The following is an 18728-nucleotide window of genomic DNA, read 5'->3' as shown; positions in this document are numbered from 1 at the left end:
ACCGTATGTGCAGTAACGGCGTACAGCTGCGCGTGCGCGGTAAAGTGCAGGGCGTGGGGTTTCGTCCCTTCGTCTGGCAGCTGGCGCAGGCGCTTCAGTTGACCGGTGACGTCTGCAATGATGGAGAGGGCGTGCTGGTGCGCCTCGCGGGTAATGGGGGGGCCTTTACCGCGAGGCTGCATCAGGACTGCCCACCGCTGGCACGCATTGACCACGTTGAAACGCAGCCGTTTACGTGGGCGCAGGTGCCGGAGGACTTTACCATCCGCCACAGCGCGGGCGGGGCGATGGACACCCAGATTGTCCCCGATGCCGCGACCTGTCAGGCGTGCCTGGCTGAAATGCGCGACCCTGCCGAGCGCCGCTATCGCTATCCGTTCATCAACTGCACGCACTGCGGGCCGCGGTTTACCATTATCCGCGCGATGCCCTATGACCGTCCGGCCACGTCAATGGCCGCATTTCCCCTCTGCCTGCCGTGTGAGACGGAATACCGTAACCCGGCCGATCGACGTTTTCACGCCCAGCCGGTAGCCTGCCCGGACTGCGGGCCAGCGCTGGAATGGCGTGCGGGCGACATCAACGCTTCCCGTGAGGCTGCGCTGAGCGCGGCGGTGGCGATGCTGAAAAGCGGCGGCATAGTCGCGGTCAAAGGGCTGGGCGGTTTTCATCTCGTCTGCGATGCGCGTAATCCGCAGGCGGTCGCGACGCTTCGGGCACGCAAACAGCGACCGTCTAAGCCGCTGGCGGTAATGATCTCGAATGCGGACGGCGTGCCGGAGGCGATCCAGACGCTGTTACGCTCCTCCGCAGCGCCGATTGTGCTGACCCCAAAAGCCTCGCTTCCCGGATTTCCCGAAGGGATTGCACCCGGGCTCGATTGTATTGGCATCATGCTTCCCGCTAATCCGCTGCAACACCTGCTGATGATGGACTGCCAGCGCCCGCTGGTGATGACTTCCGCCAACCTCAGCGGCAGACCGCCTGCCATGACCAACCAGCAGGCGCTGGATGAGCTCGGCGACGTCGCGGACGGCTTCCTGCTGCACAACCGCGATATCCTGCAGCGGATGGACGATTCGGTGGTGGATCGCGACGGCGCGATGCTTCGCCGCGCGCGCGGTTTTGTGCCCGATGCCGTCGCGCTGCCTGCGGGTTTTGAGAATATCCCCGCCATGCTATGCACCGGCGCGGAGATGAAAAACACCTTCTGCCTGGTGCGTGGCAGCCAGGCGGTGCTGAGCCAGCATTTTGGCAATCTCGGTGACGAGGGTGTCGAAGCGCAGTGGCGCGGCGCGCTATCGCTGATGCAGAAAATTTACGCCTTTCAGCCGGATCGCGTGGTGTGTGACGCCCATCCGGGTTATCACACACAACGGTGGGCGCAGGCGCAGGGGCTGCCGGTCGAAACCGTACTGCACCATCACGCCCATGCGGCGGCGTGCCTGGCGGAGAACGGCTGGCCGCTCGACGGCGGAGACGCAATTGCCCTGACGCTGGACGGGATCGGCATGGGCGAGAACGGCGCGCTGTGGGGCGGGGAGTGCCTGCGGGTGAACTATCTCGCGTGCGAGCGTCTGGACGGGCTGCCTGCCGTTGCGCTGCCGGGGGGCGATCTGGCGGCGCGGCAGCCGTGGCGTAATTTACTCGCCCACTGCCTGGCGTTTGTCCCTGACTGGCAGCAGTATCCGGAAACGCGCGCGGTTCAGCGTGAAAACTGGCCGCTGCTGGCAACGGCGATCCGGCGCGGCATCAACGCGCCGCAGGCCTCGTCCTGTGGTCGCCTGTTTGATGCGGTCGCCTGCGCGCTGGGCATCGAAACCCAATCCTGGGAAGGTGAAGCGGCCTGCCGGCTGGAAGCGCTGGCCTCGCAGTGCGCGGGCGTCGACCATCCGGTGACGCTGGACGTGGATAACCTCGCGCAGTTCTGGCAGCAGTGGCTGAGCTGGCAGGCGGAATCCTGCCAGCGCGCGTGGGCGTTTCACGACGCGCTGGCAAAAGGGCTGGCGCAACTCGCCGCGCGCCATGCCCGACGCCTGTCGCTGTCGACAATCTGTCTCAGCGGCGGCGTGCTACACAACCGTCTGCTGCGCGCGCGGCTGCGTCATTATCTATCTGACTTTACGCTTCTTTTTCCTTCGCGCCTGCCCGCAGGTGACGGAGCGATCTCCTTCGGGCAGGCGGCGATCGCCGCTGCCCGGTCATGTTCACAAAGGACTTAAAATGTTACGACTCTTACGCAATGAACCTCGCGCCGCGCTTCTGCTGCTGGCTCTGGTAATGGCAAACCTGCTGGCCTGGGGATGGGCATGGCACGCTTTTAGCGGCAGCACGGCGCTGATGGCCGCCAGCCTGCTGGCGTGGTGCTACGGGCTGCGTCACGCGGTGGACGCTGACCACATCGCGGCGATTGATACCGTGACGCGTAAGATGATGCAGCAGGGCAAACGTCCTTCCGGCGTGGGGGCGTGGTTCTCGCTGGGGCACTCCACCATCGTGGTGCTGGCCTCCATTGCTATCGCCGCGACCGCGACGGCGTTTCAGAAAAACATGGAATGGTTCCACGAAACCGGCAGCCTGATTGGCACCGCCGTTTCCGCCACCTTCCTGCTGGCGATGGCGCTGGTGAACATGGTGATCCTGCGCGGCGTCTGGCGCAGTTTTCAGGCGCTGAAACAGGGCAGGCCAGTGCAGGGCGACATCACGCTCCCTGCCCAGGGTGGCGTCATGAACTGGCTGTTTGGCAAAACCTTCCGCCTGGTGAATAAAAGCTGGCAGATGTACCTGGTCGGTTTCCTGTTTGGCCTCGGCTTTGACACGGCCACCGAGATTGGCGTGCTGGGGATCTCTGCCGCCAGCGCGTCAAGCGGGATGTCGGTGTGGTCAATCATGGTCTTCCCGGCGCTCTTCGCCAGCGGCATGGCGCTGGTGGATACTCTCGATAACCTGTTGATGGTCGGTGCCTACGGTTGGGCGTTCAACAAGCCGCAGCGCAAGCTCTACTACAACATGACCATTACCGGCACCTCCGTGGTGGTGGCGCTGTTTATCGGCGGGCTGGAAGCGCTGGGTCTGCTGATGGACAAATTTGCCCTCAGCGGCGGCGTGTGGGATCTGATTGGCACGGTAAACGACAATCTGGGCAACGCCGGGTTTGTGGTGGTTGGGCTGTTTGTCGCCTGCTGGCTGATCTCCATGGTCAACTACCGCTGGCGTGGCTACGACGCGCTGGTGGTACGTTCCTGAACCGGCTCCTGCACGGCGCAACCTCCGCGACTTCCTCAATGGCTGGCGCATAGCGGCATACCGATAAAAAAGATGCTGAAAATGTAGAACTTTTGCGGAATAAATATATTCCGCATTCTTCGCTTGTGTGAAATAACGAGAAAGATAATTGAGTTATTTATAAAAATTCGCCATGATTCGCCTCCTGCTGATGATGTCTTTTCAGACTGAGTCGGCTGACAATAATAAAGCTGGATGATGTTTTTAATCTGTTTCAGATTAAAGTATTTACGAAAATAATAAATAAGGGATTGATAGCGATGATATATCTACTTTGCATTTGTTTGATGAATAGAATACGTAAAAAAAAGCCCCGGAATATCGGGGCGGTGAATAATAAAATCCAAAGATTAAGACAGCGTAGACTAGCTGTTGGCCGGGTAAACGAAGCGCCGCCCGGCAAAGCGAGGGTTAAGCAGGTAACAGTTTCAGCAGTGCGAAAGCCTCCTTCATCCGGTCTTCACTAACCACAAAAGCGCGAATCTGACCCTCGTTATCCGCGCCGCGCGCGACCATTCCCTGCGGTTCGAGGGTAATTTGCCAGTTCAGATCCTGACGCTGCGTTTCACCGGCAAGATGCAGCGGTAATTCCGGCGTTTTGACTTTAATCAGCATGGCGGGTAATTTCAGCGGCGCGCTGCCGCCGAGCAGGTTTTTCGCCAGATACATCGCGCTTAATTGAATTGGCTGTAAAAAAGGCAGTACCTGACCGTTAATTTCAGCGCAGTCACCTAACGCGTAAATATCAGGTTGCGTGGTTTGCAGGTAGCTATTTACCTTCACGCCACGCTGTATTTCGGCGCCTGCGCGATGCGCCAGCGCGGTTTCCGGGCGCAGGCCCGTTGCAGCGATTACCACATCCACCTCAACGCTGCGGCTGCGGTCGAGCGTGGCACGAATGCCGCCTTCGGTTTTGCTCAGGCTTTGCAGCTGCGATTTCAACAGCAGATGCACCCCCATGTCGGTCAGGCGATGCTGTAAGCGACTGCTTACTTCTGCCGGCATCAGCGACGACAGAATGCTCGCCGCATGGTCGACCAGAGTCACGGATTTACCCGCCCGGCAGAAATCCATCGCCAGCTCGGTGCCTATCAGCCCGCCACCAACAATCATTACCCGCTGCGCGTCGCGAAGCGCCGTTTCGCTGGCCTGATACTCCTGCTGGCTGTTGAGGGTGATCGTCAGCTCGCGGCCCTCAATCGGCGGCACAAACGCAGAGGCACCCGTGGCCAGCACCAGCCTGTCGTACTGCCAGGTTTTCTCTTTTGCTTTTACCACGTGGGCGGCGGCGTCGATGTCGGTGACCCAGGTGTAGGGAAACAGACGCAGGTTAAACTGTTCCGCGAACTCACCCGCCGTCTGGCGGGTGAGGTCCTCGGCGCGCTGATTCTGGCTAATGACGTGGCTCAGATCGGGCTTGTTATACTCGTCCATGCTGTCGGCGGCGATCACCGTCAGCGGCACGCTGGCGTCCTGCTTGCGGATGTTTTTCACCAGCTGGCGGGCGGCAAAGCCCGAGCCGATGATGACGATACCGTTGTTCATTTTGCCTCCGTACCCAGTTCGTCAAAGACGTCTTTCCCGAGTGAACATTCCGGGCAGAGGAAGTTTTCCGGCACGTCACTCCACGGCGTGCCCGGCGCAACGTCCTGCAGCGGCTCGCCCAGTTCAGGATCGTAAATCCACTGGCAGACGCTGCACTGCATGCGCGGTCCGGGATCGGCGGCTGCCGCGGCGGCGCAGGCGCAGGTTTCCTGCTGTGCGGTCGGTTCGGCAGCCTGCGGAAGCGGTGCGAGCGCCCACTGGCGGGCAATGTCGCGGCCGTGTTGGCGGCAGACCTCCAGGGCGTCGATATCCGGGCGCCATTTCGCCTTCAGGCTGAGGGACATTTCAAAGCCCGCATCCTGCAGACGCGTAGACAGACGGTCTACCGCGCCGCCGCTCCAGCCGTGGGAGCCAAAGGCGCTGGCACGCTTGTTGCGAAAACGCAGGCCGGTCATCTCTTCTACCAGACCGGCAATTTTCGGCATCATCACGTTGTTCATGGTGGAGGTGCCCACCAGCACGCCCTTAGAGCGGAAGACGTTGGTCAATACCTCGTTCTTATCGCTGCGCGCCACGTTGAAGATTTTCACCGCCACGTTGGGGTCCACTTCGTTGATGCCCTGGGCAATGGCGTCCGCCATCATGCGGGTGTTGTTGGACATGGTGTCGTAGAAAATAGTGATGCGGTCTTCCTGATAGTCCGCCGCCCATTTCAGGTAGAGCTCCACAATCTGGGTGGGATTTTCACGCCACACCACGCCGTGGGAGGTGGCAATCATATCCACCGGCAGGTTAAAGCCGAGGATCTCGGTGATTTTCGGCGTCACCAGGCGGCTGAACGGCGTCAGGATGTTGGCGTAGTAGCGCTGGCACTGCTCGAAGAGTTCGGTCTGGTCCACTTCGTCGTTGAACAGGCGCTCGTCGCAGTAGTGCTGGCCGAAGGCGTCGTTGCTGAACAGCACCGCGTCGCCGGTCATGTAGGTCATCATGCTGTCCGGCCAGTGCAGCATCGGGGTTTCCACGAAGATCAGCTGCTTGCCGTTGCCGATATCCAGCGCGTCGCCGGTTTTCACGGTGTGGAAGTTCCACTCCGGATGGTGGTGGTGGCCGTTGATCGAGTCGATGGCGTTAGTGGTGCAGTAGATCGGCGTGTTCGGAATGTAGGACATCAGCTCGGTCAGCGCGCCGGCATGGTCCTCTTCCGCGTGGTTGATGATGATGTAGTCGATGGCGTCCAGGTCGATTTCACTGCGCAGGTTCTGCACGAACTCGCGGCTGAACTTGTGATCGACGGTATCGATCAGCACGTTTTTTCCTTCGCGGATGAGATAGCTGTTGTAGCTGCTGCCGCGCAGCGTTTTGTATTCCGTCCCGTGGAAATCGCGCACTTCCCAGTCACGTTGACCCACCCAATGAATGTTATTTTTAACCAGAATAGACATAGCAACCTCTACGTAATACAGCATTTTCAAATAAGATGGTTTGCCTATATCAAGTTGCGTGCCAGTTTTTAATTTATTGATTTTACTTAATTAATATTTTTATGATCCGTAGTGGGTAGTCATTATGACTATCAAAAGCAGTGTCAATATGACAACATCCATTGTCAAAATGACAGCGAGGTCAATATGAGCTTTTCCGTAGACGTGCTGGCGAAGATCGCCATTGAACTGCAGACCGGTATCGGCCATCAGGACCGCTTTCAGCGGCTGATCTCCACGCTGCGCCACGTGCTTGAGTGCGATGCGTCCGCGCTGCTGCGCTACGAGGGGCGGCAGTTTATTCCGCTGGCTATCGACGGGCTGGCGAAGGACGTGCTCGGACGGCGTTTTACCCTTGAGGGCCATCCGCGTCTGGAAACTATCGCCCGCGCGGGTGACGTGGTGCGCTTTCCGGCGGACAGCGACTTGCCCGACCCCTACGACGGGCTTATTCCCGGACAGGAGAGCCTGAAGGTGCACGCCTGTATCGGCCTGCCGCTGTTTGCCGGACAAAACCTGATTGGCGCACTGACCCTCGACGGCCTGTCGCCGGACCAGTTCGACACCTTTAGCGACGAAGAGCTGCGCCTGATTGCCGCCCTGGCCGCCGGGGCGCTGAACAATGCCCTGCTGATTGAACAGCTGGAGAGCCAGAACATTCTTCCCGGCAGCCCGGCGGCGTTTGAGCAGGTGACGCACACGGAGATGATCGGCCTCTCTCCGGGCATGGCGCAGCTCAAAAAAGAGATTGAGATTGTCGCCGCCTCAGATTTGAACGTGCTGATCTTCGGGGAAACCGGCACCGGTAAGGAGCTGGTGGCGAAGGCCATTCACGAAGCGTCGCCGCGCGCGGTGAACCCGCTGGTGTACCTCAACTGCGCCGCGCTGCCGGAAAGCGTGGCGGAGAGCGAGCTGTTTGGTCACGTAAAAGGGGCGTTTACCGGGGCCATCAGCAACCGCAGCGGCAAGTTCGAAATGGCCGATAACGGCACGCTGTTTCTGGACGAAATCGGTGAGCTCTCCCTGTCGCTGCAGGCCAAGCTGCTGCGCGTGCTGCAGTACGGCGACATCCAGCGCGTGGGGGATGACCGCAGCCACAGAGTGGACGTCCGCGTGCTGGCGGCCACCAACCGTGACCTGCGTGAAGCGGTGCTGGCAGGGCAGTTCCGCGCCGACCTGTTCCATCGCCTGAGCGTGTTCCCGCTTACCGTGCCGCCGCTGCGCGAGCGCGGTGACGACGTGGTGCTGCTGGCGGGCTTTTTCTGCGAGCAGTGCCGTCTCAGGATGGGGCTTTCCCGCGTGGTGCTAAGCCCGGGGGCACGGTCACATCTGCTGAGCTACGGCTGGCCGGGCAACGTGCGCGAGCTGGAGCACGCCATCCACCGCGCGGTAGTGCTGGCGCGGGCGACGCGTTCGGGTGACGAAGTGGTGATCCACGCGCGGCATTTTGCGCTCCAGGATGAAACCGCACCGGCTGTTGCGCAGGCGGTGCCAGAGATAGCGAATGAAAATCTGCGTGAAGCCACGGAGGCGTTTCAGCGTCAGAGGATTACCCGCGCGCTGGAGCAGAATAACCGCAGCTGGGCGGCGTGCGCGCGGGCGCTGGAGATGGACGTCGCCAACCTGCACAGGCTGGCGAAGCGTCTGGGACTGAAGGGTTAGATAATCCCGGCCTGATAGAAATCCTGCAGGTTGATGGCGCCGCACAGCCTGCCGGCGTCATCCACCACCGGTGCGGCGGTAATTTTGCGCTTCATCAGCACCTCTTTGGCTTCAATGGCGCGGCTCTCGGCGTTCAGCGTCAGCCCGCCTTTGGTCATGGCGTCCGAGACTTTGGTTTCCAGCCTGCCGCCGCCCACCAGCCAGCGGCGCAGGTCGCCGTCGGTGAACACGCCCTTCACGCTCCCGCCGTCATCGCACACCGCAACCAGCCCCAGACCGGTGCGGCTGAGCTCCAGCATCGCGTCCATGACGCTGGTATCGAGTTTAACCTGCGGAATGGCATCGTCGGTGCGCATCAGGTGGTGAACCTTGTTGAGCAGGCGTGCGCCGAGCGCGCCCGCCGGATGCGAACGGGCGAAATCTTCTTCGTTAAAGCCGCGCGCCTGCATCACCGCCATTGCCAGCGCGTCGCCCATCATCAGGGTGTTAACGGTGCTGGAAGTCGGGGCGAGGTGCATCGGACAGGCTTCACGCTCAACGGAAATATCCAGCGTCGCCTTGGCGGCCAGCGCCAGCGGCGAGCGGGATTTTCCGGTCATCGCCAGCAGGGCGACCGATTTTTCCTGCAGGCGCGGAATAATCAGATCCAGCTCTTTGGCCGAACCGGAGTAGGAGATAAACAGCATCACGTCGCGGCTTTCAATCATCCCCAGATCGCCGTGCAGCGCCTCTGCCGGATGCACGAAGAACGCCGGGGTGCCGGTGCTGGCGAGCGTCGCGGCAATCTTTTTGCCGATATGGCCGGATTTACCGATACCCGCCACGATCACTTTGCCTTCGCAGTGGATAATGGTGTTGGCCGCGCGGACGAAATCCTCGCCCAGACGTTCCGGCAGGCGGCTGGCTTCCTGCAGTTCCAGCATCAGCGTCTGGCGGCCCGTTTCTAACAGAAAATCACTCATCTCTCTCTCCGGTTACGATCACGTCGATTCCTTTCTCTTCCAGCGCTTTCTTGAACGCCGGGTCGATACCCGCGTCGGTAATCAGCTTATCAACGCTTTCAAGGCTACAGACAATGTTGGGGCTTTTGCGGCCAAATTTCGACGAGTCTGCCATCAAAATCACTTCCCGCGCGGCGTTGCACATCGCTTTACTGACGCTGAACACCTCGTTGAACGTCGTAACACCTGCGTTCAGGTCGATGCCGTCGGTGCCCATAAAGAGTTTATCAAAGCTGAAGTGGTCGAAGGCATTCTCCGCAAGCTGGCCGTGAAACGACGCCGATTTTTTGCGGAAGGTGCCGCCGGGCATCAGGATGGTCTGCTCGCTGTCGAACTCCGACAGGGCGTTGACGATGTGCAGGCTGTTGGTCATCACCGTGATGTTGTTAAAGCGGCTGAGCAGCGGGATCATCTGAAGGACGGTGCTGCCCGCATCCAGAATGATGGAATCACCATCGTGGATAAATTTGACGGCGGCTTCGGCAATCAGCGCTTTCTGGTGGGTATTGATCAGCGTTTTGTGGTCGATAGGCGGGTCCGCTTCGTCCTTATTGAGCACCACGCCGCCGTAGGTTCGAATGACGGCGCCAGAGTTTTCGAGCAATACCAGGTCCTTGCGTATTGTCGTGCCGGTGGTGTCAAAGTAGTGGGCCAGATCCTCTACCGAGCATTTTCCCTGCTTTTGCAGATGCTCGAGAATGGCCGCCTGCCGCTGACGAGGTTTCATAGGCGCTTCGTTCCTTAGGTTGCGAAATGATAATTTCGCAAGTCTATAGCTTTCACAACGAAATTATCCATGTTTCAGATTAAGCGCTAATGATAGTGCATTCTGACAGAGTGGATCATGGGGAAAGATCACATCAGGCCGTAATTCCTGCAGCGAAATGCCGTTGATCGCCTGGATTTTCGCCGGTCGGGCGAAGACGGTCATGCCGCGCATGATCAGAGAATCGCAAACGTGATTGTTTTCATCCAGCGCAACGGCGACGACGACTCGCGGTTTGAAGCGTCCGCCGGAACGCCCGACCCCGACGCGACCTTTCTGACACAGCGCGTCAAACGCGCGGTTAAACTGGTGGATCTGCCAGCCGCCAAACGCCATCTGGCAGATCCAGGCGAGGGCGGCGAGGGTGATGAGTGCGGTGACCATATCGGCTCCTTGTTTTGTTCCCTCTCCCGGTGGGAGAGGGTTAGGTTGAGGGCATCAGGCCGCTCGATCAGAACATCACCTGCCCGCCGGTGACGTTAATCGACTGTCCGGTGCAGTATGAGGCTTTCGGGCTGGCGTAAAACAGCAGCATGTTCAGCACGTCCTGATAATCGCACCCGCGCTTCAGCGGCACTTTATCGATGTAGTACTGCTCCACTTCCTCAGCCTTGATGCCGAGCTTGGTGGCGTACTGCGGCAGCAGGGACTGGAACATCGGCGATTTCAGCAGGTTGCCCAGCATCAGCGAGTGCACGGTAATGCCGTACTCGGCCAGATCCAGCGCCAGAGACTGCGTCAGCCCCACGCCGCCAAACTTCGCCGCGCTGTAGCCGGAGTTGTGCTTGCTGCCCACTTTCCCCGATTTGGAGTTGATCTGAATGATGCGCCCCTGAATGCCGTCGCGGATCATCAGACGGGAAAACTCGCGGGCGCAGAGGAAATAGCCCACCAGATTCACCTGCAGCGAGCGGTCAAAGTCCCCCAGCTCGAAATCGCTGATAAAGGCCGCTTTCGCAATCCCCGCGCTGTAGACCAGCAGGTCGGTACGCCCAAAAATCTCGTCCACGCCGCGGGCCAGCGCCATCACGCTCTGCTCGCTGGTGGCGTCGGCACCAAACCCGTACGCCATCCCTTCACCAAACTCGGTGTTAATGGTGTCCGCCACCCGGGCGGCTTTTTCACTCTGAATGTCCACTACCGCCACGCGGTAGCCCTCTGCGGCAAGCCCACGGCAGAGGAACTCGCCTAAGGTTTGTCCTCCACCAATGACAACGGCAACCTGACTCATGTGTTTCTCCTTAATTACGCAACAAATTTTAACGTGCAGCCTGGGGTGACAGCCTGCGGAACCGGGCCCGCCACGTGAACCGTGCCAGGATATTCGGCCTGCGGCTGGCCGTCGAAACGCAGGGTGATGTGGCCCAGCTCGCGCAGGTTTTGCTCGGCGACGTCGCCGACGGCGGTGACGGCATAGCGCGCCTCGCCCAGCTCCAGCTGGCTCCCGGCCTTCAGCTCGCCCTTCAGCTCGCCGTGACAGTGGATAAAGCAAAACTCTTCGATATCCGCCGGGGCGCCTTCGCGGAAGGTGATCAGCATCTGGTCGCTCAGCGCATCCGCCGCGCTCTGGCCGATGCGGGTAATGGTGGTCTGGTAAATCACGGTCATCGCAGGAACCTCTTATTGATAAATAAAGCCGGAGACAAACCAGGCAATCAGCACCGTCGGCGCGCCCGTCAGGAAGCGACTGACCAGCACCGACGGCACGCCCACGCGCACGGTGTCCTGGCGCGCTTCGGCCAGCGACAGCCCTACGGGGATGAAATCGCACGCCGCCTGGGCGTTAATGGCGAACAGGGCGGGCAGGGCGAGGTGCGGGGGAATGTTCCCCAGACCAATCTGCACGCCAATCAGCACACCGATCACCTGAGCGATCACCGCGCCCGGGCCAAGGAACGGCGACAGCAGCGGGAAGGAGCAGATCAGCGCCAGCGTCACCAGCCCGAGCGGGTGGCTGGCGAGCGGGGCGAGGCCGTGGGCAATCCAGTCGCCCAGACCGGACGCCATGATGATGCCGATCAGCGCCGAGACGAAAGCCATAAACGGCAGGATGGTTTTCAGCACCGTGTCGATGGTGTCGCGCCCGGACTGGAACAGTACCGCCACGGCGGAACCCATGCCCATCCCGACCTTCGCCAGCAGGCCGTCGCTCTGCTCGGTGATCTTCTTGCTGGTGTCGTACTCGCGCGGGGCCGCTTTTTGCGGCGCGGCAGTGCCATTCACCAGAGTGATGTTGTCCTCCTTCACGCCTGAGACATAAATGTCCTCAAGGATGTACTGCGCCAGCGGGCCGGATTTTCCGGTGGAGTGAATATTCACTGTCGGAATGCGGCGCTTCGGATAGATACCGCAGCGCAGCGTGCCGCCGCAGTCGATCACCGCCACGCCGATTTCCGCTTCCGGCGGCTCGCCCTCCTTGAAGCCGTCGACCGCTTCCCAGCCGGTCAGCTCGCGCAGCCTGTCGACGATCGCCGGGCGCGTGCCTGCGGTGATGTAGACGATCTTTTTGCCTTCGGTGGCGTCGAACTCCAGCGGGCCGCCCCAGCCGCCCGTGCCTTTCTCAATGCGGATCCGGTTCATGCTGTGGCTCCTGAAAGATGGACTTTCTGTTCAAGCTGGATGCCCATTTTTTTCTCAAAAATGGCGGTGGTGAGGTCGGTCACCCAGCCGCGGAAGAAGTTGGTGACCAGGCCAACCAGCAGGTAGCTCACCGCCAGCGGGCCGAGCGGCAGGCCAAGGGTGGTGAGACCGCTGGCGATCCCGAGATAGACGAACAGCTCGCCGGGGTTAATGTGCGGGAACAGGCCGTTCATGGAATGGCAGCTGTAGGAGGCGGCGGCGTAGTAGCTCGGCTTGTACTTTTCCGGCATGAAGCGGCCGAGGCTTAAGGTCATCGGGTTGCAGAACACGAAGGTGCCGATGAACGGTAGTACCAGGTAGCGGGACAGCGGATTACCGGCACAGCGCTGGGCGAAGCGTTCAATGCGCTGCTGGCCGATAAAGTTAATCAGCGCGTTCATGATCACCAGCAGGCTGATCAGCAGGGGCAGGATCCCGGTCACCATGCCGGTGAACACTTCTCCGCCTTTCTGAAACAGCCCGATGAACCACTCGGCGCCGTGGGTGATGGTTTCTATCATTCTTCTCTCCTGTGGGGCTTTTTGTTTTTGTCTTGCGGGGCTAATAATAATCACTTTGAAAGGTTTTAAAGTGTTAATTAGATCTCACAATGAAAGAAAAATGGATTATTTTGAAAGTTTATTGATGGGGTCAATGATTTTCGGTGGAAAAAAGGGCGGATTTGCGTGGGGGAGGCGCGTACCGCTTCCTTGAGGTGTTGCGGATGCTTTACCATACTGGGTTCTTATCGAACCCGTTAAATGGATGTCTCATGTTCAAGCGTCGTTATGCAGCGCTGTTGCCTGCGCTTATTCTGCTGTCTGCCTGTAGTAGCAAACCTAAGACCGAAGCCGTTCAGCAAACGGCGGGCGCGCCTTCCGGAGGATTCCTGCTGGAGCCGCAGCACAATATGATGCAGATGGGCGGCGACTTCGCGAATAACCCGGCGGCCGAGCAGTTCATCGATAAAATGGTGAGCAAGCACGGCTTTGACAGACAGCAGCTGCACGAAATTTTGTCTCAGGCCAAGCGTCTGGACTACGTGCTGCGCCTGATGGACAGGCAGGCGCCGACGGCCCAGGTGCCGAGCGGGCCGAACGGCGCGTGGCTGCGCTACCGCAAACAGTTTATTACCCCGGACAACGTGCAAAACGGCGTGGTGTTCTGGAATCAGTATGAAGATGCGCTCAACCGCGCGTGGCAGGTGTACGGCGTACCGCCGGAAATCATCGTCGGGATTATCGGCGTGGAAACCCGCTGGGGCCGCGTGATGGGTAAAACCCGCATCCTGGACGCGCTGGCGACGCTCTCCTTTAACTATCCGCGCCGCGCGGAGTATTTCTCTTCCGAGCTGGAAACCTTCCTGCTCATGGCGCGCAGCGAGCAGGACGATCCACTCGATCTGAAAGGGTCGTTTGCCGGCGCGATGGGCTACGGCCAGTTTATGCCGTCCTCCTATAAGCAATATGCCGTCGACTTTAACGGGGATGGTCATATCAACCTGTGGGATCCGGTAGATGCCATCGGCAGCGTGGCGAACTACTTCAAAGCGCACGGCTGGACGCCGGGCGGCCAGGTGGCGGTGCAGGCGAACGGTCAGGCGCCTGGGCTGGAAAACGGCTTCAAAACCAAATACAGCGTTGCGCAGCTGACGGCGGCGGGCTTAACACCGACTCAGCCGTTGGGCAATGTCGATCAGGTAAGTCTGTTGCGTCTGGATGTCGGGACGGGCTATCAGTACTGGTACGGCATGCCGAACTTCTACACCATCACCCGTTATAACCACAGCACTCACTATGCGATGGCCGTATGGCAGCTGGGGCTGGCGGTATCGCAGGCCCGCGTGCCGGCGGCGTCTCCGTTTAGTCAGTAAGTCATCTTATTCCCCCTCTCCCTGTGGGAGAGGGCTGGGGTGAGGGCACCCGCGCGCACCTATTTCCTGCAGAAACATTTCGCCACACTCCCTTTTCAAACCCGCCATTTACATCTTAACCGCCTTTCATTATTGTTATGTTATAACATTTAATGTGGTGTCAGAATGTCAACGTCCCTTTTTTCTCTGTCTGCTCTGGCTCGGCTTTTGCTGGCGCTGGTGCTTGTTGCCTTTATCGGGCTGGCCGTGCGCTGGGCGGTGGCATTGCCATGATTGTGATGAATGAACTGGTCGCGGGATATGAACGTCAGCCCGTTACGCGGCCCCTCTCGGGCACGATTGAGCGCGGCAGCATGACCGCCATTATCGGCGCTAACGGCTGCGGGAAATCCACGCTGCTGAAAACGCTGGCGGGATTTATTCCTCCCGTCAGCGGCGGCTTCCGCTGGCAGGGTAAGCGGCCGGTAATCGGCTGGCTGGCACAGCGTCACGCGCTGGAGGCGCAGTTTCCGCTGACCGTACAGGACGTGGTAAGCATGGGCTGCTGGCCGGGCATGTCGCTTTTTTCCGGGTTTCGTCGCGAAACGCGGCTGCGCATTGCCAGCGCGCTTGAGCGCGTCGGGCTTGAGTCCATGGCGTTATCCACCATCGATGAACTCTCCGGCGGTCAGTTTCAGCGCATGCTGTTTGCCCGCGTCCTGGTGCAGCAGGCGCCGCTGGTGATGCTGGATGAACCCTTTACCGGAGTCGATGAAGCCACCTGCAACGTGCTGATGGATCTGATGCTGGAGATGTATATGAAGGGGCAAACGCTGCTCGCGGTACTGCACGACAGCGAGCGCGTGTCGCGCCATTTCCCGCAGACGCTGCGGCTGGATGCTGACGTTCCCCAGTGGAAAACCGAGCGGGTGAGGGTGGCATGATCTGGCATCTCTTTTTTCAGCCGTTCATTGAGTACGGCTTTATGCGTCGCGCGCTGGTGGTTTGCCTGGCGCTCTCGGTCAGCACCACCGCGCTCGGCGTGTTTCTTCAGCTGCGTCGGATGAGCCTGATGGGCGACGCCCTTTCTCACGCCATTTTGCCGGGTGTCGCCGTGGGGTATTTGCTCAGCGGTATGTCGCTGCTGGCGATGAGTATTGGCGGTTTTATCGCGGGAATTACCGTGGCGCTGCTGGCCGGTCTGGTCAGTCGACGCACGCCGCTGAAAGAAGATGCCAGCTTTGCCGGGTTTTATCTCGGCTCGCTGGCGCTGGGGGTCACGCTGGTGTCGCTTCGCGGGTCGAATGTCGATCTGCTGCATCTGCTGTTTGGTTCCATCCTCGCCGTGGACAACGACGCCGCGCTGTTCGTCACGGGCGTTTGCATGTTCACCCTTATCACGCTGGCGCTCTTTTATCGCGGGCTGGTGACAGAAGCGTTTGATACCGCCTGGCTGCAGGTGAACGCCCGCTGGCTGCCTGGCCTGCTGCACGGACTGTTTCTAGCGCTGCTGGTGCTTAACCTGGTGGCCGGTTTTCAGGTGCTCGGCACGCTGATGGCCGTCGGGCTGATGATGCTTCCGGCCGTGGCAGCCCGCTGCTGGGTGCGCACGTTACCTGCCTTACTCCTGATGGCGGGTATCAGCGGTATCTTCTGCGCATGGCTGGGGCTGAGCCTCTCCTGGGCGATGAGTCTGCCGGCCGGGCCGTCCATCGTGCTCACCGCCAGCGCGCTGTTCTTTATTTCCATTTTACTGGGTACGCGAAGCAGGCTCGCTGGCAGCCTGCGGGCGTATTTTTAACGCAAGGGGAAACGATGAAACGTACAGGATTTGTAGTGGCGCTCGCGCTGGGGATGATGTCGCACGGCGTGATGGCGAAAACGCTGAATGTGGTGACCAGCTTTTCGATACTGGGGGATATCACGCAGGAGGTGGGCGGCGACCATGTGAACGTGACGACGCTGGTCGGGCCGGACGGCGATCCGCATACCTTCGAACCGTCGCCGAAAGACAGCGCGGCCCTGAGCAAGGCTGATGTGGTGGTGGTGAACGGCCTGGGGCTGGAAGGCTGGCTTGATCGTCTGGTGAAAGCCTCCGGGTTCAAAGGGCAACTGGTTGTCGCCTCAACAGGGGTGAAAACCCACACGCTTGAGGAAGATGGAAAGACTGTGACCGATCCCCATGCGTGGAACAGCGCGGCGAACGGGGCGCTCTATGCGCAAAATATTCTGAACGGGCTGGTGAAAGCCGATCCGCAAGATAAAGCGGCGCTCGAGGCTACCGGTAAGCCGTATATCGCGGAGCTGACGCAACTGGATAACTGGGCCAAAACGCGCTTTAGCCAGATCCCGCCGGCGAAGCGTAAAGTGCTGACCAGCCATGACGCGTTCGGCTATTTCAGCCGCGCTTACGGCGTGACGTTTATGGCGCCGCAGGGGCTGTCGTCTGAGAGCGAAGCCAGCGCGGCGCAGGTCGCTGAGATTATCAATCAGATCAAAGCCGACGGCGTGAAAACCTGGTTTATGGAAAATCAGCTCGATCCGCGTCTGGTGAAACAGATTGCGTCGGCGACGGGCGCACAGCCCGGGGGCGAGCTTTACCCCGAAGCGCTGTCGGCAAAAGGTGGGGTGGCAGACACCTACATTAAGGCGTTTCGCCACAATGTGAGCACTCTCGCTGACAGCATGAAATAACCTTTCTACCGCCGGTGCGTCCGTACCGGCTTTTTCTGAAGCCCCCTCGTAAAACCGGAAGTCCATCCCCACATCTGACGAGAAAGTGCTATCTTGTGCAGCACGTTTTTCTGATGCCTGGAGCGAGAATGACTGACCATGAATTGATGCAGCTTAGCGAGATCGTTGGCCTTGCGCTGAAGCAGCGTGGCGCGACAATCACCACTGCGGAATCCTGCACCGGCGGCTGGGTGGCGAAAGCGATTACCGATATTGCCGGCAGTTCCGCCTGGTTTGAACGCGGTTTTGTGACCTACAGTAACGAAGCTAAAGCTCAGATGATTGGCGTGCGTGAATCCACGCTTGAACAGCATGGCGCGGTCAGCGAACCGGTGGTGATCGAGATGGCCATTGGCGCGCTCAAAGAGGCGCGGGCAGACTACGCGATTTCCATTAGCGGCATTGCGGGCCCGGACGGCGGCAGCGACGTGAAGCCTGTCGGCACCGTCTGGTTTGGGTTCGCCACCTCCAAAGGGGAAGGGATCACCCGCCGGGAGTGCTTCAGCGGCGATCGCGAAAGCGTGCGTCGTCAGGCAACCGTTTATGCGTTAAAAACGCTCTGGCAACAATTTCTACAAAACACTTGATACTGTATGACCATACAGTATAATTGCACCAACAGAACAGAAATCCACGGTGAAGCACAGTCGCTTCTCCCGGCATGACAGGAGTAATAATGGCTATCGACGAAAACAAACAGAAAGCGTTGGCGGCAGCACTGGGCCAGATCGAAAAGCAATTCGGTAAAGGCTCCATCATGCGCCTGGGTGAAGACCGTTCCATGGATGTGGAAACCATCTCCACCGGTTCGCTTTCTCTGGATATCGCGCTGGGCGCTGGCGGTCTGCCTATGGGCCGTATCGTAGAAATCTACGGGCCAGAGTCCTCCGGTAAAACCACCCTGACGCTGCAGGTGATTGCTGCGGCACAGCGCGAAGGTAAAACCTGTGCGTTTATCGATGCCGAGCACGCGCTGGACCCTGTTTATGCCCGCAAGCTGGGCGTGGATATCGACAACCTGCTGTGTTCTCAGCCGGACACCGGTGAGCAGGCGCTGGAAATTTGTGACGCGCTGGCGCGTTCTGGTGCCGTTGACGTTATCGTGGTCGACTCCGTTGCCGCACTGACGCCAAAAGCCGAAATCGAAGGTGAAATCGGTGACTCTCATATGGGCCTCGCGGCACGTATGATGAGCCAGGCGATGCGTAAGCTGGCGGGTAACCTGAAGCAGTCCAACACGCTGCTGATCTTCATCAACCAGATTCGTATGAAAATTGGTGTGATGTTCGGTAACCCGGAAACCACTACCGGTGGTAACGCACTGAAATTCTACGCCTCTGTCCGTCTGGATATCCGTCGTATCGGCGCGGTGAAAGAGGGCGAAAACGTAGTCGGTAGCGAAACCCGCGTGAAGGTTGTGAAGAACAAAATTGCTGCGCCGTTCAAACAGGCTGAGTTCCAGATCCTCTACGGCGAAGGGATCAACTTCCTCGGCGAGCTGGTTGACCTGGGCGTGAAAGAGAAGCTGATTGAAAAAGCGGGCGCCTGGTACAGCTACAACGGTGACAAGATTGGTCAGGGTAAAGCGAACGCGATCTCCTGGCTGAAAGAGAACCCGGCTGCAGCGAAAGAGATTGAGAAGAAGGTACGTGAGCTTCTGCTGAACAACCAGGACTCCAAACCTGATTTCGTGGTGGATGCCGCGGATGCTGAAGAAACTAACGAAGACTTTTAATTCTTTCGTTTAAAAATGAAGGGCTGCTGATGCGGCCCTTTTTGCATTT

The 18728-nt window shown here is 59.5% G+C and carries 18 protein-coding genes; 9 read left to right on the top strand and 9 right to left on the bottom strand.

Annotated elements, in window-relative coordinates; translation table 11 throughout:
* Nucleotides 1–5 precede the first annotated feature (5 nt).
* Both hypF and EnteroDNA1_RS09340 read left to right on the top strand, forming a co-directional pair.
* Complete coding sequence (hypF, locus tag EnteroDNA1_RS09345; protein WP_069303228.1) at nt 6–2222, top strand: carbamoyltransferase HypF; 2217 nt, start codon at nt 6–8, stop codon at nt 2220–2222.
* A 1-nt stretch (nt 2223) separates the two neighbouring features.
* Complete coding sequence (locus EnteroDNA1_RS09340; protein ID WP_048975979.1) at nt 2224–3246, top strand: HoxN/HupN/NixA family nickel/cobalt transporter; 1023 nt, start codon at nt 2224–2226, stop codon at nt 3244–3246.
* 450 nt (nt 3247–3696) lie between these two features.
* On the opposite strand, the gene norW is transcribed toward EnteroDNA1_RS09340, so the two are convergent.
* Nucleotides 3697–4830, bottom strand: coding sequence for an NADH:flavorubredoxin reductase NorW (gene norW / locus EnteroDNA1_RS09335; RefSeq protein ID WP_069303227.1), 1134 nt, complete (start codon nt 4828–4830; stop codon nt 3697–3699).
* Nucleotides 4827–6272, bottom strand: a complete 1446-nt coding sequence (norV, locus tag EnteroDNA1_RS09330) for an anaerobic nitric oxide reductase flavorubredoxin (RefSeq protein ID WP_069303226.1) — start codon at nt 6270–6272, stop codon at nt 4827–4829. The genes norW and norV overlap by 4 nt, the downstream gene beginning before the upstream one ends.
* 186 nt (nt 6273–6458) lie before the next feature.
* Here norV and norR point away from each other — a divergent pair, with 186 nt between their 5' ends.
* Complete coding sequence (gene norR, locus EnteroDNA1_RS09325; protein ID WP_069303225.1) at nt 6459–7973, top strand: nitric oxide reductase transcriptional regulator NorR; 1515 nt, start codon at nt 6459–6461, stop codon at nt 7971–7973.
* On the opposite strand, the gene gutQ is transcribed toward norR, so the two are convergent.
* From gutQ to srlA, 7 genes are all read right to left on the bottom strand, one after another.
* On the bottom strand, nt 7970–8935 hold the full coding sequence (gutQ, locus tag EnteroDNA1_RS09320) for an arabinose-5-phosphate isomerase GutQ (RefSeq protein ID WP_033146372.1): 966 nt from the start codon (nt 8933–8935) through the stop codon (nt 7970–7972). The genes norR and gutQ overlap by 4 nt on opposite strands.
* Nucleotides 8928–9701: a glucitol operon DNA-binding transcriptional repressor SrlR gene (gene srlR / locus EnteroDNA1_RS09315; protein WP_032640855.1), complete on the bottom strand. Its 774-nt coding sequence runs from the start codon at nt 9699–9701 to the stop codon at nt 8928–8930. The genes gutQ and srlR overlap by 8 nt, the downstream gene beginning before the upstream one ends.
* Before the next feature lie 63 nt (nt 9702–9764).
* The gene (gutM, locus tag EnteroDNA1_RS09310; protein ID WP_069303224.1) at nt 9765–10124 is read right to left on the bottom strand and encodes a transcriptional regulator GutM; all 360 of its coding nucleotides are present in this window, start codon (nt 10122–10124) and stop codon (nt 9765–9767) included.
* Between the two features lie 67 nt (nt 10125–10191).
* A complete protein-coding gene (gene srlD, locus EnteroDNA1_RS09305) occupies nt 10192–10971 on the bottom strand; it encodes a sorbitol-6-phosphate dehydrogenase (RefSeq protein WP_023294411.1) in 780 nt (259 codons plus the stop codon).
* A 14-nt stretch (nt 10972–10985) separates the two neighbouring features.
* Entirely contained in the window at nt 10986–11348 is a 363-nt protein-coding gene (srlB, locus tag EnteroDNA1_RS09300; RefSeq protein WP_023308951.1) for a PTS glucitol/sorbitol transporter subunit IIA, read from the bottom strand.
* Between the two features lie 12 nt (nt 11349–11360).
* Entirely contained in the window at nt 11361–12320 is a 960-nt protein-coding gene (gene srlE / locus EnteroDNA1_RS09295) for a PTS glucitol/sorbitol transporter subunit IIB (RefSeq protein WP_023308950.1), read from the bottom strand.
* On the bottom strand, nt 12317–12880 hold the full coding sequence (gene srlA / locus EnteroDNA1_RS09290) for a PTS glucitol/sorbitol transporter subunit IIC (RefSeq protein WP_023333189.1): 564 nt from the start codon (nt 12878–12880) through the stop codon (nt 12317–12319). Before srlA ends, srlE begins: the two co-directional genes overlap by 4 nt.
* 251 nt (nt 12881–13131) lie before the next feature.
* On the opposite strand from srlA, the gene mltB reads away from it, so the two are divergent.
* The 6 genes from mltB to recA all read left to right on the top strand — a co-directional run bounded on the left by mltB (nt 13132) and on the right by recA (nt 18679).
* A complete protein-coding gene (gene mltB, locus EnteroDNA1_RS09285; protein WP_170864504.1) occupies nt 13132–14232 on the top strand; it encodes a lytic murein transglycosylase B in 1101 nt (366 codons plus the stop codon).
* 269 nt (nt 14233–14501) lie between these two features.
* Nucleotides 14502–15155 carry a metal ABC transporter ATP-binding protein gene (locus EnteroDNA1_RS09280; RefSeq protein ID WP_069303223.1) on the top strand — a complete coding sequence of 218 codons (654 nt, stop codon included), beginning with the start codon at nt 14502–14504 and terminating at the stop codon, nt 15153–15155.
* Nucleotides 15152–16012 (top strand): metal ABC transporter permease, encoded by an 861-nt coding sequence (locus EnteroDNA1_RS09275; RefSeq protein ID WP_039263400.1) that lies wholly within the window; start codon nt 15152–15154, stop codon nt 16010–16012. Before EnteroDNA1_RS09280 ends, EnteroDNA1_RS09275 begins: the two co-directional genes overlap by 4 nt.
* Before the next feature lie 14 nt (nt 16013–16026).
* Entirely contained in the window at nt 16027–16905 is an 879-nt protein-coding gene (locus tag EnteroDNA1_RS09270) for a metal ABC transporter substrate-binding protein (protein ID WP_069303222.1), read from the top strand.
* Between the two features lie 128 nt (nt 16906–17033).
* Entirely contained in the window at nt 17034–17531 is a 498-nt protein-coding gene (gene pncC / locus EnteroDNA1_RS09265; protein ID WP_023308944.1) for a nicotinamide-nucleotide amidase, read from the top strand.
* An 89-nt stretch (nt 17532–17620) separates the two neighbouring features.
* Nucleotides 17621–18679, top strand: a complete 1059-nt coding sequence (gene recA / locus EnteroDNA1_RS09260; RefSeq protein WP_023308943.1) for a recombinase RecA — start codon at nt 17621–17623, stop codon at nt 18677–18679.
* Nucleotides 18680–18728 lie beyond the last annotated feature (49 nt).

Origin of the sequence: Enterobacter sp. HK169, from assembly GCF_001719105.1 — a bacterium.
GTDB lineage: Bacteria > Pseudomonadota > Gammaproteobacteria > Enterobacterales > Enterobacteriaceae > Enterobacter > Enterobacter asburiae_B.
Note: the sequence above shows the minus strand (reverse complement) of the source record. Positions and strands in the feature narration are given on the sequence as shown.